General features: G+C 64.1%; 14 protein-coding genes and 1 riboswitch. Of the genes, 8 read left to right on the forward strand and 6 right to left on the reverse strand.

Annotated features, from left to right (window positions below):
- The first annotated feature begins 119 nt into the window (after nt 1–119).
- The gene (locus BUA38_RS18110) at nt 120–2,696 is read left to right on the forward strand and encodes a TIGR02302 family protein (RefSeq protein WP_072819823.1); all 2,577 of its coding nucleotides are present in this window, start codon (nt 120–122) and stop codon (nt 2,694–2,696) included.
- Nucleotides 2,697–2,832: 136 nt separating this feature from the next.
- Here the strand turns inward: BUA38_RS18110 and BUA38_RS18115 are convergent, their stop codons facing one another.
- Entirely contained in the window at nt 2,833–3,210 is a 378-nt protein-coding gene (locus BUA38_RS18115) for a response regulator (RefSeq protein WP_072819825.1), read from the reverse strand.
- A 40-nt stretch (nt 3,211–3,250) separates the two neighbouring features.
- Nucleotides 3,251–4,069, reverse strand: a complete 819-nt coding sequence (locus BUA38_RS18120; RefSeq protein ID WP_072819827.1) for an MJ0042-type zinc finger domain-containing protein — start codon at nt 4,067–4,069, stop codon at nt 3,251–3,253.
- Between the two features lie 252 nt (nt 4,070–4,321).
- Here BUA38_RS18120 and ftsE point away from each other — a divergent pair, with 252 nt between their 5' ends.
- From ftsE to BUA38_RS18140, 4 genes are all read left to right on the forward strand, one after another.
- Nucleotides 4,322–4,981 (forward strand): cell division ATP-binding protein FtsE, encoded by a 660-nt coding sequence (gene ftsE, locus BUA38_RS18125; protein WP_072819829.1) that lies wholly within the window; start codon nt 4,322–4,324, stop codon nt 4,979–4,981.
- Entirely contained in the window at nt 4,974–5,942 is a 969-nt protein-coding gene (locus tag BUA38_RS18130; RefSeq protein ID WP_072819830.1) for a cell division protein FtsX, read from the forward strand. Before ftsE ends, BUA38_RS18130 begins: the two co-directional genes overlap by 8 nt.
- A gap of 92 nt (nt 5,943–6,034) precedes the next feature.
- Nucleotides 6,035–6,748, forward strand: coding sequence for a YdcF family protein (locus BUA38_RS18135; RefSeq protein WP_072819832.1), 714 nt, complete (start codon nt 6,035–6,037; stop codon nt 6,746–6,748).
- 12 nt (nt 6,749–6,760) lie between these two features.
- Complete coding sequence (locus tag BUA38_RS18140) at nt 6,761–7,534, forward strand: lysophospholipid acyltransferase family protein (RefSeq protein ID WP_072819834.1); 774 nt, start codon at nt 6,761–6,763, stop codon at nt 7,532–7,534.
- Nucleotides 7,535–7,542: 8 nt separating this feature from the next.
- Here the strand turns inward: BUA38_RS18140 and BUA38_RS18145 are convergent, their stop codons facing one another.
- Complete coding sequence (locus BUA38_RS18145) at nt 7,543–8,112, reverse strand: gamma-glutamylcyclotransferase (protein ID WP_072819836.1); 570 nt, start codon at nt 8,110–8,112, stop codon at nt 7,543–7,545.
- 112 nt (nt 8,113–8,224) lie between these two features.
- Between BUA38_RS18145 and BUA38_RS18150 the strand changes: the two genes are divergently transcribed.
- Nucleotides 8,225–9,427, forward strand: a complete 1,203-nt coding sequence (locus tag BUA38_RS18150; protein ID WP_072819838.1) for a DUF2125 domain-containing protein — start codon at nt 8,225–8,227, stop codon at nt 9,425–9,427.
- Between the two features lie 2 nt (nt 9,428–9,429).
- Here the strand turns inward: BUA38_RS18150 and BUA38_RS18155 are convergent, their stop codons facing one another.
- Genes BUA38_RS18155 through BUA38_RS18165 form a run of 3 tightly spaced genes read right to left on the reverse strand, consistent with a single transcriptional unit; the run spans nt 9,430 to nt 12,321 of the window.
- Entirely contained in the window at nt 9,430–10,362 is a 933-nt protein-coding gene (locus tag BUA38_RS18155) for a prephenate/arogenate dehydrogenase family protein (RefSeq protein WP_072819840.1), read from the reverse strand.
- Entirely contained in the window at nt 10,359–11,453 is a 1,095-nt protein-coding gene (hisC, locus tag BUA38_RS18160) for a histidinol-phosphate transaminase (RefSeq protein ID WP_072819842.1), read from the reverse strand. Before hisC ends, BUA38_RS18155 begins: the two co-directional genes overlap by 4 nt.
- 25 nt (nt 11,454–11,478) lie before the next feature.
- Nucleotides 11,479–12,321 carry a chorismate mutase gene (locus tag BUA38_RS18165; protein WP_072819844.1) on the reverse strand — a complete coding sequence of 281 codons (843 nt, stop codon included), beginning with the start codon at nt 12,319–12,321 and terminating at the stop codon, nt 11,479–11,481.
- A 179-nt stretch (nt 12,322–12,500) separates the two neighbouring features.
- Nucleotides 12,501–12,580, forward strand: a riboswitch (SAM riboswitch).
- A gap of 91 nt (nt 12,581–12,671) precedes the next feature.
- On the opposite strand from BUA38_RS18165, the gene metX reads away from it, so the two are divergent.
- The gene (metX, locus tag BUA38_RS18170) at nt 12,672–13,877 is read left to right on the forward strand and encodes a homoserine O-acetyltransferase MetX (RefSeq protein WP_072826216.1); all 1,206 of its coding nucleotides are present in this window, start codon (nt 12,672–12,674) and stop codon (nt 13,875–13,877) included.
- Complete coding sequence (gene metW, locus BUA38_RS18175) at nt 13,874–14,542, forward strand: methionine biosynthesis protein MetW (RefSeq protein WP_072819846.1); 669 nt, start codon at nt 13,874–13,876, stop codon at nt 14,540–14,542. The genes metX and metW overlap by 4 nt, the downstream gene beginning before the upstream one ends.
- Nucleotides 14,543–15,602: the final 1,060 nt, after the last annotated feature.

A 15,602-nucleotide genomic window follows, 5' to 3' on the forward strand; every position in this document is an offset into this window, starting at 1 on the left:
CGGCGCAGTCACGCCTTCGTGTTATGCGGAATCCCGGGTGTGGGATACCGGCCCGGCGTGGGTGCCTCACGGCCGCCGTTGTGCTAGTCTCTGCTTCGCCGGGCAACCTGGAGAGATGATTGAGCGGACCCACCCCCGTTTCGCCTGAGCCGGAACGCAACGATGATGCGGTTTCGCGGCTAAAGCTCGCGCAGGCCTTGCGGCGCGCCGAATTTGCAATCGTCTGGGAACGAAGCTGGCCGCATCTGGCGCGGCTTCTCACCGTCGTCGGCCTGTTTCTGGTGTTCTCCTGGGCTGGACTGTGGCTGGTTCTGCCTTTTGTGGCGCGCGCCGTCGGACTTGGTCTTTTTGCGATCCTGGCGGTCGCGGCGCTATCTCCGCTGTTGCGTTTTCGCTGGCCAAGCCGCCAGGAGACGTTGACGCGGCTCGACCGCGGCACCGGCATTCGCCATCGCCCGGCGACGACCCTTACCGACACATTGACCACGCAGGATCCGGTCGCAGTCGCGCTGTGGCAGGCGCAGCGCGAGCGAACGCTGGCTTCGATCAAGCGCATCCGCGCCGGCCTGCCTTCGCCGCGGCTTGCGATCCACGATCCCTGGGCACTTCGTGCGCTGATCGTCGTGTTGATGGTAGCGACCTATTTTGCGGCCGGTGACGAACGCAGGATTCGCCTCGCTGCCGCCTTCGACTGGAATGGCGTGTTTGCGGCCGACAATGTCAGGGTCGATGCCTGGGTGACGCCGCCGGTTTATACCGGACGGCCGCCGGTCATCCTGTCGGCGGCCAACAGGGAGGCGGCGCTTCCGCCGTCGGGTCCGCTGACCGTGCCGGCTGGCAGCACGCTGATCGTGCGCTCGAGCGGCGGCTCCCTCGACGTGGTCGTCGGCGGTGGCATCACCGAGGTCGCACCGGCCGAGCAGGCGCCCAAGGGCACCAGCGAAAGGCATTTCACGATTTCCGGCGACGGCACCGCGCATGTGCGCGCGCCGTCGAGCCAGCCGCAATGGCGCTTCACCGCGCTGCCGGACCGTCCGCCGACCATTGCGCTCGCCAAGGATCCGGAACGCCAGGCGCGCGGTTCGCTGCAACTGTCCTACAAAATCGAGGACGATTACGGCGTCACCGAAGCGCGCGCGCAATTTACCGGCCGCGCCAAGCCGACCGACGGGCCGGACGCGCGGCCGCTGTTCGATCCGCCGCAATTCTCGCTGGTGCTGCCGAACGTCCGCACCCGCAACGGTGTCGGCCAGACCGTCAAGGACCTGAGCGAGGATCCCTACGCCGGCGCCGACGTCACGCTGACGCTGACGGCCAAGGACCAGGCCGGCAATGAGGGACGCAGCGAGCCGTTCGACATGCGCCTGCCCGAGCGTCTCTTCACCAAGGCGTTGGCGCGCGCGCTGATCGAACAGCGCCGGACGCTCGCGCTCAACGCCGATCAGCGATCGCAGGTGATCGACGCGCTCGAAGCGCTGATGATCGCGCCTGAAATATTCATGGCGGACCAGAAGGGTCACTATCTCGGCCTGCGCAGCGTCATGCGTGAACTCGATGCGGCGCACTCTGATGACGCCCTGCGCGGCGTCGTGGCCAGCCTGTGGGCGCTTGCGGTGACGATCGAGGACGGCGATATCACGGACGTCGACAAGGCGCTTCGCGCGGCGCAGGACGCGCTGAAGGAGGCGCTCGAACGCGGCGCCAGCGACGAGGAAATCAGAAAGCTCACCCAGGACTTGCGCGCGGCGCTCGACAACTTCCTGCGCCAGCTTGCGGAGCAGCTGCGCAACAATCCGCAAGCGCTCGCCCGGCCGCTCGATCCGAACTCGAAGGTCATGCGCCAGCAGGACCTCAACAACATGATCGATCGCCTGGAGCGGCTCTCGCGTTCCGGCGACAAGGCAGCCGCGCAGCAATTGCTCGACCAGTTGCAGCAGATGCTGGAGGGCCTCCAACTCGCTCAGCCCGGTCAGTCCGGCGACGACATGGAGCAGGCGCTGAACGAACTCGGCGACATGATCCGCAAGCAGCAGCAATTGCGCGACAAGACCTTCAAGCAGGGTCAGGATTCGCGGCGTGACCGCCAGCGCGGCAACAAGCAGCAGGGCGATCAGGCGATGGGCGACCTGCAGCAGGATCAGCAGGGCCTGCGCGACCGGCTCAAGAAATTGCAGGAAGAACTGGCCAAGCGCGGCATGGGACCGGGCCAGCGCGGCAAGCAGGGTCAGCAAGGCCAGCAGCAGGGCCAGCAAGGTCAGCAACCGGGACAGGACGGCGATGGTGACGGCGACGAGGATGGTCTCGGCACGGCCGATAATGCGATGGGCGATGCCGGTGGCAAGCTCGGCGAGGGTAATGCCGATGGCGCCGTCGATGCGCAAGGCAAGGCGCTGGATGCCCTGCGCAAGGGTGCGCAAAACCTCGCGCAGGCCATGCAGCAACAGGACGGCGAGGGTCAGGGCAACGGCCCCGGCGCCCGCGCTGGCCGACAGCAAGGTGACGGCAGCCAGAGCGATCCCCTGGGAAGACCGTTGCACGGCAAGGATTTCGGCGACGATCTGACGGTGAAAATCCCCGGCGAGATCGATGTGCAGCGGGTGCGCCGGATTCTCGAAGAACTTCGCCGGCGTCTTGCCGACCCGCAACGTCCTCAGATCGAGCTCGATTACCTCGAGCGGCTGCTCAAGGACTATTGATCTCGCGATCCTCATGGTGAGGAGGCGCGAAGGCGCCGTCTCGAACCATAGAGGCCCCAGTATCGGCCTCATCCTTCGAGACGCCGCGTGCGCGGCTCCTCAGGATGAGGGGAGAGCGATCTGTGATGCGGTAGGGCTAGTGCGTTTCGCGCGATGCCAGCGCGTCCGCGACCGCGGTTCGGATATCGGCCACCGAAAACGGCTTGCTGATCACGTCGTGCGCGATGGCGTTGAGGCCGGAGGCGCGCTCGCGCTGGTCGGCGAACCCGGTCATCAGCAAAATTGTCAGTTGCGGAAAATCGCGCGCGGCCGTCAGCGCCAGCGCGATCCCGTCCATGATCGGCATCTGGATGTCGGTCAGCAGCAGATCGAACGATCCATTCGGGCCGCTCAGGATATCGAGCGCCTCGGCGCCGTCGGCGGCGGTTAAGATCTCGTGGCCGTCCATCGCGATGGCGCGCGCGACCAGAAGGCGCATCGCTTCTTCATCGTCGACGATCAGCACGCGTGACATGGTTATTCCCTGAGCTTGCGAAAGCGATCAGGCGTGACCGCTAGCCGAGGTCCCGCTTGTTGAAGAAGCGCACGTCGATATTGCGGCCTTCCGGTGGCGGCGAGGCCAGGCGCGACTTGAACTGCGCCCGCTCGCCCGGCCTCAGGACGGACTGCTCGAGTACGGCGTTCCAGGCGTAGATTTCCGCGCCTTGCGCGTCGCGCACGCTGAAGCGCAGCCGCGGAATTTCAACCGGCTTGCTGGACTCGCCCGTGATCGAGCCTTCGATCACGAGCACCGGCTTGCCCTCCACCGTCTCGGAGGACACCTTGACGTCCTTGAACTTGAGGCTGCGTAAATTGACGTCGAGGCCGACCAGTTTGTAGAAGCCTGCGGTCTGCGGCAGCAGCCGCACCAGTTCGGCGCGCCAGATCAGGGTCGCGAGCGCCAGTGCGCCCATCGCGGCGCAGGCGGTGGTGAGCCCGACCGGCGCCTTGGGCAGGCGGCCGATAGCCGCCGTCGGGACCAGCCTGCCAAGCCACGAAAAGCGCCCCGACCGTGTCTCGTCGAGATCATCATGGGCGTCGGCCGGCCAGCCGGCCAGGTCCTGATCCTCGGCCGAGCCTTGCCAGTCGCTGGAAATCGAGGGGCTGTCGACATGCGGAGTGTCGCCTTCCGCGTCGCCATAGTCGTTCGTATGACCCCATCCGGACGCTTCGTCGGTGGCACCGGCCTCTGCCGTCGCGAATTCGACCACATCTTCCGGCCGGGCCAGCCAGGTCTCCTTGCAACGGGAGCAGCGCACGGTGCGGCCGGCCTCGCCGAGCGCTGCCGGACTAATGCCGTAGGAGGTAGAACAATGAGGGCAAACGATCTGCATGGAGCCGTTCTCCGCGAAGGACGCTGGCCGGGGTCGCCGGTGCCCTCGTTTTCCAAGATTGATGCTGCAAACCAGCGCCAATTGACTTCGGAAGCGGGGCACCGGAATGCTACAAGGCGAGCGTTAACGAATCGGAAACCATAAACGAAGCAAAACGCTTTCTGTGGTTCCCGGCGGCTGGCAAGGCCCCTGGGGCTGAGATCGCCGGTTTTAAAGGTTTCCGGTCGCGCCCTTCATCGAACGGAGCTCAACTTGGTTCGGTTCGAAAATGTCGGATTGCGCTACGGGCTCGGCCCGGAGATTCTGCGCGACCTCAGTTTCCTGATTCCCGCCCATTCCTTCCAGTTCCTCACGGGCCCTTCCGGCGCCGGCAAGACCTCGCTCTTGAAGCTGTTGTTCCTGTCGCTGCGACCGACCCGCGGCCTGGTCAACCTGTTCGGCCACGATGTCTCGCTGCTCAACAAGGATCAGATCGCCGACCTGCGCAAACGGATCGGGATTGTGTTGCAGGACTTCCGCCTGCTCGATCACATGACGACCTATGAAAACGTCGCTTTGCCGTTCCGTGTCATCGGCCGCGACGAGTCGAGCTATCGCAAGGAAGTGATCGATCTCCTGAAATGGGTTGGTCTCGGCGAACGCATGGACGCACTGCCGCCGATCTTGTCAGGTGGTGAAAAGCAGCGGGCGGCGATTGCGCGTGCCGTCATCTCGCGGCCGCAATTGCTTTTGGCGGATGAACCGACCGGCAACGTCGACCCGACGCTTGGGCGGCGCTTGCTGCGGCTGTTCATCGAATTGAACAAGTCCGGAACCGCGGTGGTGATCGCAACCCATGATATGAACCTGATGGATCAGTACGAAGCCCGGCGGCTCGTACTGCATCAGGGACGGTTGCATATCTATGAGTAGGGCGGATCAACACGGCCCGCTGGTCGACCTGGGGCGCGAGCGCCCGCAGGTGCCGGCGCGGGCGCGCAACATGTCGCCGATCGTGCCGCGGGGTTCGATCTCCGGCAGTGCGCTGGTGGCGGTCGTCGCCATCATGACCTTCCTGGCCTCCATCACGACCGGCACGGTGTTGCTGGTCAGCGCGTCGGCGGCCGAATGGCAGTCGGAGGTTGCAAGCGAGATCACGATCCAGGTTCGCCCGGCCCCGGGGCGCGACCTCGATCGCGACGCCGCGGCCGTGGCGGACGCCGTGCGGGCGCAGTCGGGCATCGTCGACGTCAGGCCGTTCTCGCGCGAGGAGTCCGCCAAGCTGCTGGAGCCGTGGCTCGGCAGTGGTTTGTCGCTCGATGAACTTCCCGTGCCGCGCGTTCTCGTCGTGCGCGTCCAGCCGGGATCGGTAGTCGATCTCGATACGATGCGCCGACGCATGACGCAGGCAGCGCCGACCGCAAGCGTCGACGATCATCGCGCCTGGATCGAACGGATGCGCTCGATGACCGGCGCCACGGTGGTCGCTGGCATCGGCATTCTGACGCTGGTGATCGTCGCCACCATCATCTCGGTTTCGTTTGCGACCCGCGGCGCAATGGCCGCGAACCGTCCCATCGTGGAAGTCCTGCATTTTGTTGGCGCCGGCGACCGCTTCATTGCCAATCGCTTCCTGCGGCATTTCCTGCGGCTCGGCCTCGAGGGCGGCTTGATCGGCGGCGGCATCGCAATGCTGGTCTTTGGTTTTTCGGAATCGATCGCAAACTGGTTTTCAGGCACTCCGGTCGGGGATCAGTTCGCCGCGCTTCTCGGAACGTTTTCGCTGCGCCCCTCGGGCTATCTGATCCTTGCGGTCCAGGCGGTGGTGATCGCCGCGATCACGGCCTGGGCCTCGCGCCGGACGTTGTTTGCAACCCTCAACGACATCGAATGAGGCTTTGGGCCTCAGTCCAGGCGCGAAAACCGGTTCGTGTTTCTGAGGTTCATGCCTTAGAATTGAGCTGAAGAGGGGATCGCCTGATTGCCATGAGCCTTCCGTCCGCCGATCGACCGAGTGCTCTGGCTTCCGCTGCGCCGCGGAAGGGGTGGCGGGCTGTGATCGCAAGCCTGCTTGCCATCGCCGTTGTCGCGACCGCCGCCGGCTTCGTCGGATTCCTTTCGCAATTGCGCGGTACCGAGGCCAGGCCGCCGCGCAACGCCGACGGCATCGTCGTGCTCACGGGCGGATCATCCCGTGTATCCGACGCGATGGAGTTATTGGCGGACGGTTATGGAAAGCGGCTGCTGATTTCCGGCGTGCACCCGGCGAGCGGCGCTAGCGACATCTCGCGCTCGCTGTCCGACAATCAATCGCTCTTGAGCTGCTGCGTCGATCTCGATCGGTCGGCGGTCAACACCCGTAGCAACGCCGCCGAAACGCGGCGCTGGGTGCGTGAACGGGGCTTCAAGTCCCTGATCGTGGTCACGTCGAACTATCACATGCCGCGTGCGATCGTGGAATTGTCGCACGCAATGCCGGGCATCACCCTGATCCCCTACGCAGTGGTCGGCGACAAATGGCGTGAGGAACCCTGGTGGAGCAATGGCGGAACGTTGCGCCTGGTGCTATCGGAGTACGTCAAATACGTTGCCGCCGAGTTGCGGGTGCGCCTGGCGGATGCAGGCTTCGACGTGACGCGCGAAGCAGGCGACGCTCCGCCCGCCACGCCGCGCCAGCCGGCGACCGCGCTAGCGAACTAGTCGAGATCATCGATGATTTCCATTTTCCTGCGCTCGTTGATCTACAACGTGCTGTTCTACGTGTTTCTGATCGGCTGGCTGATCGTTGCGATCCCCACCGTCGTGATGCCGCACACGGCAATTTTGACGATTGCCAAACTCTGGTCGCGGCAAAGCACCTGGCTGTTGCGCATTGTCTGCAATGTGAAAGTCGAATATCGCGGCGTCGAGAAAATCCCGAAAGGACCGCTGCTCGTCGCCTCCAAGCATCAGTCGATGTGGGAAACCTTCGCGCTGCTGCAGATGTTCGATCAACCGCTCTACATCCTCAAGCGCGAGCTGACGCGGATTCCGTTTTTCGGCTGGTATCTGATCAAGGCCGGCATGATCTCGGTCGACCGCCGCGCCGGTGGCCGCGCGCTGCTGAAGATGGTGCGGCAGGCCAGCGAGGAAGTCCGCAATGGCCGCCAGTTGATCATCTTTCCCGAAGGGACGCGCAGGCCGGTCGGTGCCCCGCCGGACTACAAGCCCGGCGTCGCGCAGCTTTATGCGAGTTGCCGCCAAAGCTGCCTGCCGGTCGCGCTCAACTCCGGACTGTTCTGGCCGCGCCGAACCTTCATGCGCTATCCCGGCACGCTGGTGGTGGAATTCCTCGATCCGGTGCCGCCGGGCCTGCCGCGCGACGAGTTCTTGAAGCGTATTGCAGTCGCGATCGAGGATGCGACGGCGCGGCTCGTCGAGGTGGCTCGGGCTGAGCAGCGGCAGCTGTTTGACGGCGTGCCGAACTCGGCCTCCACCAAAGCATAGTATCGACGTTAGCGGTGCAGCGGCGCCTCGTCGTGCAGCATCAGCGAAAGCCGATGCAACTGCGGATCGCGGAATCCCTGCGCCTCGATCGACCGCACGGTCTCGAGCACATAGTCGCGATTGTTGCCGGAGCGGCCATGACCTTGGCGTACGTAGCGAAGCTGCTCCTGGAGCGAAAGTCGCCCGGCATATTGGACGTGACCGCGGTCGACGACATACGCCAGCGCACTCACCCGTGCACGCGGTTCGTTCTCCAGCCAGACCGAGCGCATCACTTCGCGATAGACATGCGTGGTCTGCTCGCGGCCGCGCAGATAACCGATGACATCGTCGCGACGCGCGGCGGCAACGCGGAACGCGATGCCGCGGCAGGCGCCGCCACGGTCAAGCCCGAGCACGAGGCCAGGCTTCTCCGGCGTGCCGCGATGGTCGAAAGAATAGACGCATAGCGCGCGGTGCTCGCCGATCAACCGCGCCGGAACCTGTTCGAGGAACTCGAACCCCGGTCGCCACATCAGCGAGCCATAGCCGAAGACCCAGAGGTCTTCGTGAGCAGGTTTAGAGGGTTGGTCGGGCATTCGAAAAGATGGCTATCAGAACATCTCTGTGAAACGAAGTGGAAATTCGGCCGGTATTGTCTGACAAGTGGCTGCTTATATTTGACAAAATTGCCCGCCAATGGTCCCGTCCATGACCAGCATGACCCTGCCTTCAGATACCCCGCGTCCCCGCTCACGGTGGCCGCTTTTCGCAATCCCGATCCTGCTCCTGATTGCCGCCGCGGCATGGAGCGCGTTCTGGTTCTATGCCGTGTCGCAGGCCGAGGTGAAGGCGGATGCCTGGCGTGCGCAAGAGGCGAAGTCCGGACGACGCTATGACTGCGCCAAACAGTCGATCTCCGGCTATCCATTCCGCCTCGAGGTCCGCTGCGACGGTGCGCGCGTTGCGTTGACATCGCAGACCGCAGGCGCGGCGTCTGCGCCCGTCACGATCGATCTCGGCGAAATCCTCGCGGTCGCGCAAATCTACGATCCCAAATTGTTGATCGCGGAATTCAAGTCGCCGGCGACAATTTCCGAAACGGCGAACGCGCCCGCGATGCAGGTGAGCTGGAGTGTGGCGCGTTCGAGCGTGGTCGGATTACCCGCCATTCCGCAGCGCGCCTCGATCGTGTTCGACGATGTCGGGATCGATCGCGTCAACAACAACGCGGTGCAGGTGCCGGTGGCGCGCGCCAAGCATGTCGAACTGCATGGCCGTCTGGCCGAAGGTTCGACCGCGAAGGACCCCATCATCGAAAGCGTGTTGAAAATCGAAGCAGGCAGTGCGCAGGACGTTCATCCCGTGCTGGCGCGCCCGTTCGGCGCGGACATTCATGCGAAACTGATTGGGCTGAAGGACCTCACGCCCAAGCCGTGGCCGCAGCGCTTTCGCGAACTGCAAGCCGGCGGCGGGCAGGTGGAGATCGTGCAGTCGCGGATTCAGCAGGACGATCTGATCGCGATCGCCGCGGGCTCGCTGGGGCTGAACGCGCAAGGTCAGATCAATGGTGAACTCCAGATGACGGTGACCGGCCTCGAGAAGATCATCCCGGCGCTCGGTATCGAGAAGATGCTGGAGGACGGCGTGCCGCAGGCGACCCTCGACCGTGTCGCGCCGGGCGTCAGGAGCCAGGACGTCACCAACCTGCTCGGCGCGCTCGACAAGGCCATTCCCGGTCTCGGCAAGGTGGTCAAGCAGAACGCCAATGCAGGCGTCGCGGCCGGGATCAACGCGCTCGGCACGGCGGCGACACTGGAAGGCAAGCCGGCGCGTACCTTCCCGCTGCGCTTTGCCGATGGCACGGTCTATCTCGGCCCGCTGAAGGTCGGACAGGTCCCGCCGCTGTTCTAGAATTATTTCTTCAGTTGTTCGTGCGGACGGCCGAAGTCGGCTACCGCTGAATCCTGTCCGGTCTCGACGATGCCGCGCCGGATTGCGCGGGTGCGGGTGAAGTGCTCGAACAGCGCCTCGCCGTCGCCGCGCCGGATCGCGCGGGTGAGCTTTGACAAGTCCTCGTTGAAGGTGCCGAGCATTTCCAGCACGGCCTCCTTGTTGGCGAGGAACACGTCGCGCCACATGGTCGGATCGGATGCGGCAATGCGGGTAAAATCGCGAAAGCCGCCGGCCGAGAACTTGATCACTTCCGACGAAGTCACCTGCGCCAGCTCGTCGGCGGTGCCGACGATGGTGTAGGCGATCAGATGCGGCAGATGGCTCGTGATTGCGAGCACGAGGTCGTGATGCTCGGGTGTCATGATCTCGACCTTGGCGCCAAGAGCAGTCCAGAACGCGCGCAGTCGGTCGACCGCGTTCGCGTCCGTGCCCTCGGGCGGGGTGAGGATGCACCAGCGATTGATGAAGAGCTCGGCGAAGCCGGAATCAGGCCCGGAATTTTCTGTCCCCGCCACCGGATGCGCCGGCACGAAATGCGCGTTTCCCGGCAGATGTGGCGCCATGTCCTTGACGACGGAAGCCTTGACCGAGCCGACGTCGGAAACGATGACGCCCGGCTTCAGATGAGGCGCGATCTCGGCCGCAACGGGTCCGCAGGCGCCGACGGGGATGCAGAGGATCACGAGGTCGGCACCCTTGACGGCTTCGGCATTCGTTTCAACGACGCGGTCGACGATGCCGAGCTCCGCCACCCGCGCTCGGCTCTTGGCCGAGCGCGCGGTGGTGACGATCTCCTTGGCCAGACCCTGATCGCGCGCGGCGCGCGCGATCGAGCCGCCGATCAGCCCGAAGCCGACCAGCGCGATGCGGTCGAAATGCCCTGCGGTGCTCACTTCACCCCCATGAAGTCGCGCAAGCCTTCGATCACGAGCTTGTTGGCTTCTTCGGTTCCGACCGTCAGCCGCAAGGCATGCGGCAACTTGTAATTCTTCAATCCTCGCAGCACGAGGCCGCGGCTAGTCAGGAACGCATCCGCGTCCAGCGCCGTCTTGCCCTCGAGCGGGAAGTGGATCAGCACGAAATTGGCGACGCTCGGCGTCACCTTGAGGCCGAGTTTGCTGATCTCCTCGGTGAGGCGGTTGCGCCACTTCTCGGTGTGGGTCTTCGACATCTGCTGGTGCGCGGTGTCTTCGATCGCCGCGATGGCCGCCAGCATCGCCGGCGTCGACACGTTGAACGGCCCGCGGATGCGGTTCATCGCATCCACGATGTGGGCGGGTGCGAACATCCACCCCACACGCAGCGCCGCAAGGCCGTGGATCTTCGAGAAGGTGTGGGTCATCACGGTGTTCTCGCTGGTCGCCACCAGTTCGATCCCCATCTCATAGTCGTTGCGCGAGACATAGTCGGCATAGGCTGCGTCGAGCACCAGCAGCACATGCGACGGCAAGCCCGCGCGCAGGCGTTTCACCTCGTCGAACGGCAGATAGGTGCCGGTCGGGTTGTTCGGGTTGGCGAGCCAGACGAGCTTGGTCTTCGGCGTGACCAGCTTGAGCATCGCATCGACATTGGCGGTGTAATCGACCTCGGGCGCGACGACGTTCACGGCGCCGTTCGCCAGCGTCGCGATCGGATAGACCAGAAAGCCGTGGGTGGTCGAAATCGCCTCGTCGCCGGGGCCGAGATAGGCGTGCGCCAGCAGGTTGAGGATTTCATCGGAGCCGGCGCCGCAGATGATGCGGTCGGGGTCGAGCCCGAAAGCGCGCCCGATCGCCTCACGCAGAATCCGCGAGGTGCCTTCCGGGTAGTCCTCGAGATGCGCAGCCGCGCCCTTGTAGGCCTCGATCGCCTTCGGCGAGGGGCCGAACGGCGTCTCGTTGGCCGACAACTTGAACACCTTGCGGCCCGGTTCCGCCTTCGGGCTCTTGCCGGGCGTGTACGGCGCAATATCGAGAATGCCGGGATTCGGCACGGGTCGGGACATCTTCAACTCCGGAAATAACGGGCGGCTATTTTGCCGTGCCGTTGGGCACCGTATAGCGCGTTGCGTGGCTGCCGACGAGGGCCGATGAGCGCACCGAGGCCCCGGTTTCGATCAGCGCCGCCTTGACCTTTTCGAGGTGGCCGGCCGCGACCGACACCAGCAACGCCGCGCCGTCGAAGGCCGTATCGGGCACCGCGACGATGTCGGCCAGGGGCGACAGCGCGCGGGCGGTATCGGCGTTCCAGCCGGAGACGCGCACGCTCCATGTCTCGACCTCGGTCACCATGGCGCTGTCGGCCACCCGCGACACCACGAACACCGGCAGCGCCGCGGGATGGTCGGCGCGCTCGACGAAGGGCAGCCGCGCGATTATCTTCGGCGCATCGCGCGGTTCGAGCGCGATCCACCACGGCGTGCGGCTTGCGGTCGCCGACACCAGCGCCAGATCGCCCTTGGATCTGGCGACCGCTTCGACCGCGGCCGGTGCGTTGAAATGCGAGACGTAAGGCACCGTGAAGCCGAAATGAAACCGCGCCGAATCCCGCATGGCGGGCTCGCTGGCCGAAATGTCGGCATGCACCGAGAACGGCGCCTGCACGTAAGTGAAGGTCGAGATGATGACGCGCCAGATGCTTTCGACGGTGTCGAGCGGAAGGATGCCGCGATGACGCTGCACCAGGCGGCGCATCATGTCGGCCTCGCGCGCAGGGCGAAAGGCCGAGCCGACTTCCTGGGTCTGCTTCACCTGGATCAGCCGGTCGATGATATCGCCGCGCTGCATCAACAGGCTGTGCACCTGCGCATCGATCGTGTCGATCTCCTGGCGCAGATCGGCCAGCGATGGTGGCGAAGGGGGCGGCTTGGTCATGTTCGAAACCTGACGAAATTAGCTCCTCATCCGCAAGGAGCGCGAAAGCGCGTCTCGAAGGATGCTGGCCCCGTTCTCCCTCATGGTTCGAGACGGCGCAAGCGCCTCCTCACCATGAGGACCAGGGCCTCATTAACCACGGCCTTGCCTTGACGCTCGGGGGGTAAGGGACTAATTTTATGTCGTTCCGTGGTCATTTGAGCCGGCCGGCTTGCAGCCACGTTAAAAAACTCGCTAAACAGGCCGGGGACAGAATGATCCCGGCCGAACTTCCGTTCAGGCCGGAATTTTTATGGCCTGATTTCCGGGGCGATTTTCGAAAGAGCGCGCCTCGAGGGATCGGTATCACGATGGTAAAAGTGCAGTCCGTACCAATTCCCGCGATCCACGCGGATGAGCGGTCGCATGAGGCGGATCACCCAAGCTCCAAGGTCGCGCAATTTGGCGCCGACCAGCCGCTGCGGCTCGATTGCGGCGTCGATCTCGCGCCGTTCCAGATCGCCTACCAGACCTATGGCGAACTCAACGCCGAGCGCTCCAACGCCATTCTCGTCTGTCACGCGCTGACCGGCGACCAGCACGTCTTCAACGTGCATCCCGTGACCGGCAAGCCCGGCTGGTGGGAGACCCTGGTCGGTCCGGGCCGTCCGCTCGATACGGACCGCTACTTCATCATCTGTTCGAACGTGATCGGTGGCTGCATGGGGTCGACCGGACCGGCTTCCACCAATCCGGCGACCGGCAAATTGTGGGGACTGGATTTTCCGGTCATCACCATTCCCGACATGGTGCGGGCGCAGGCGATGCTGCTGGATCATCTGGGCATCGAAACGCTGTTCTGCGTGGTCGGTGGTTCCATGGGCGGCATGCAGGCGCTGCAATGGACCGCGGCCTATCCGAAGCGCGTGTTCTCGACCTTGGCGATTGCGTGCTCGACGCGGCATTCGGCGCAGAACATCGCCTTCCACGAACTTGGCCGTCAGGCCGTGATGGCCGATCCCGAGTGGCACAACGGCCGCTACTTCGAAAAAGGCACCCAGCCGCATCGCGGCCTCGGCGTCGCGCGCATGGCCGCGCACATCACTTACCTTTCGGATGCCGCGCTTCATCGTAAATTCGGCCGCCGGATGCAGGATCGCGAACTGCCGACCTTTTCGTTTGACGCCGATTTTCAGGTCGAGAGCTACCTGCGCTATCAGGGTTCGTCCTTTGTCGAGCGCTTCGACGCCAACAGCTATCTCTATCTGACGCGGGCGATGGACTACTTCGATATCGCCGGCGACCATGACGGCGTGCTGGCGCGGGCGTTTCGCGGCATCCAGACCCGTTTTTGCGTGGTCTCCTTCACCAGCGACTGGCTGTTTCCGACTTCCGAGTCGCGCGCGCTGGTGCATGCGCTCAACGCTTCCAGCGCGCGGGTGAGTTTTGCGGAAATCGAGACCGACCGCGGGCACGACGCCTTCCTGCTCGACGTTCCCGAATTCTTCGACATCTCCCGCGCCTTCCTGCAATCGGCGGCGAAGGCGCGCGGGCTTTCGGTGGCCGGCGAGGCATGAGCGCGCAGCAACAGGCCTTGCCGCTCAGTCCGGCCGGCGGACACGATCGTAGCGTTGCGCATCGCGGCGATCACTTGCTGGTCGCGGAGATGGTGGCATCCGGCTCGAAAGTACTCGACGTCGGTTGCGGCGACGGCGATCTGTTGCAGCTTCTGGAAAGTCGCGGCATCGACGGCCGCGGCATCGAATTGTCGCGCGAAGGCGTCAACCGCTGCGTCGCCAAGGGGCTTGCGGTGGTGCAGGGCGACGCCGACACCGACCTCGTCAATTATCCGGACGACGCCTTCGACTACGTGATCCTGTCGCAAACCTTGCAGGCGACGCGGCAGCCCAAGGCCGTCCTGGAAAACCTCCTGCGCATCGGCCGCCGCGCCATCGTGTCGTTTCCGAACTTCGGCTTCTGGCGGATGCGCTTGCAGCTTCTGATCGGCGGCCACATGCCGCGCACGGAAAACCTGCCCGCCACCTGGTACGACACGCCGAACATTCACTTCTGCACCATCAAGGATTTCGTGCAGCTCTGCGACGAGATCGGCGTCAAGATGGAGCGCGCCGAGGCGCTCGATCTCTATGGCCGTCCGCTGCGGGTCAGCGCGCCCTGGTGGTTCTGGAACATGTTCGGCGAGCAGGGCATCTTCCTGCTCAGCCGTGGCGAGAAGAAGTGACGCGGTAATCTGTCATCGTCCGGCTTGACCGGACGATCCAGTATTCCAGAGACGTCGGTGCTTGAGCCGAGATGTCGCGGCGTACTGGATGCCCCGCCTTCGCGGGGCATGACGATTGGGGGGCTATCAAGCCAGTTTTGACCTCGGATTGTGCACGCTTCAGCGGTTGAGCCTCACGACTGCGCCGGACCCGCAGTCCTCCTGATGTGACGATGTTTGGCTCACTAAGTCGTCCCGGCGAACCGCGGCTTCCGCCGCTGCTTCTGATTAACCTGTCAAACAGCCACGACATCCGGGCCTCGTGGTTCGAGACGCGCGGCATTGCCGCGCTCCTCACCATGAGGAATTAGCAGACCCTCATCCTGAGGAGCGCGCTCTTGCGCGCGTCTCGAAGGATGCGGCCACGAACGGCGCATGTCAGCATGCCCCGCTGCGCATCACGCCCGAGTTATCCAAATATCCTTCGCCCAAAGAGGGCGTGGGGAATGCCGGGTGGCCAACGCACCCGCAGCCTCGCGTGGAAAATAGAAAACACGCGAGTAAGTCCACTACGGTCGCGCCGGTTTCACCCGGCATTCCCGCACGCGAATGGTTTTAACGGTTTCCTTCGTGCTCTCCCTGGTGACCGGGCTTTGTTGTCACCATCCCCGCGTGATGCGCAGCATCATCGCGAGTTGAACGCCAGCATCGGGGCGTCAGGACCACACGACTTCGCCGTCCGCTTGATCGATCGCGTTCGTCTTGCGCGCGACAAGCGTCCACCGCATCCCGCGCCCAACGTTCGTGACGATCGCGAAACGCCCCTCTTGTGAGCGCAGGACGGCGGCGCTTATGGATTTGATTTGGGTGAAACGCGAAGCGAAATATTTTTGCGGCGAGGACTGGACAGGTAGCATCAGCCTGATCGGGTTTGCAAAATTCGCCGATTGGCGCAAAGGGGAGTGCGGGACCAGGATTGGAAATTAAGGTCTGTTGGAGACAAGAATTCGAGATCGAGTTCTCCGAATATTAGAAAATATGCTCATACTCCTCTGCTCGGACAACCTCAGGTCCTTTTGTG

This window comes from Bradyrhizobium erythrophlei (assembly GCF_900142985.1).
Taxonomy (GTDB): domain Bacteria; phylum Pseudomonadota; class Alphaproteobacteria; order Rhizobiales; family Xanthobacteraceae; genus Bradyrhizobium; species Bradyrhizobium erythrophlei_B.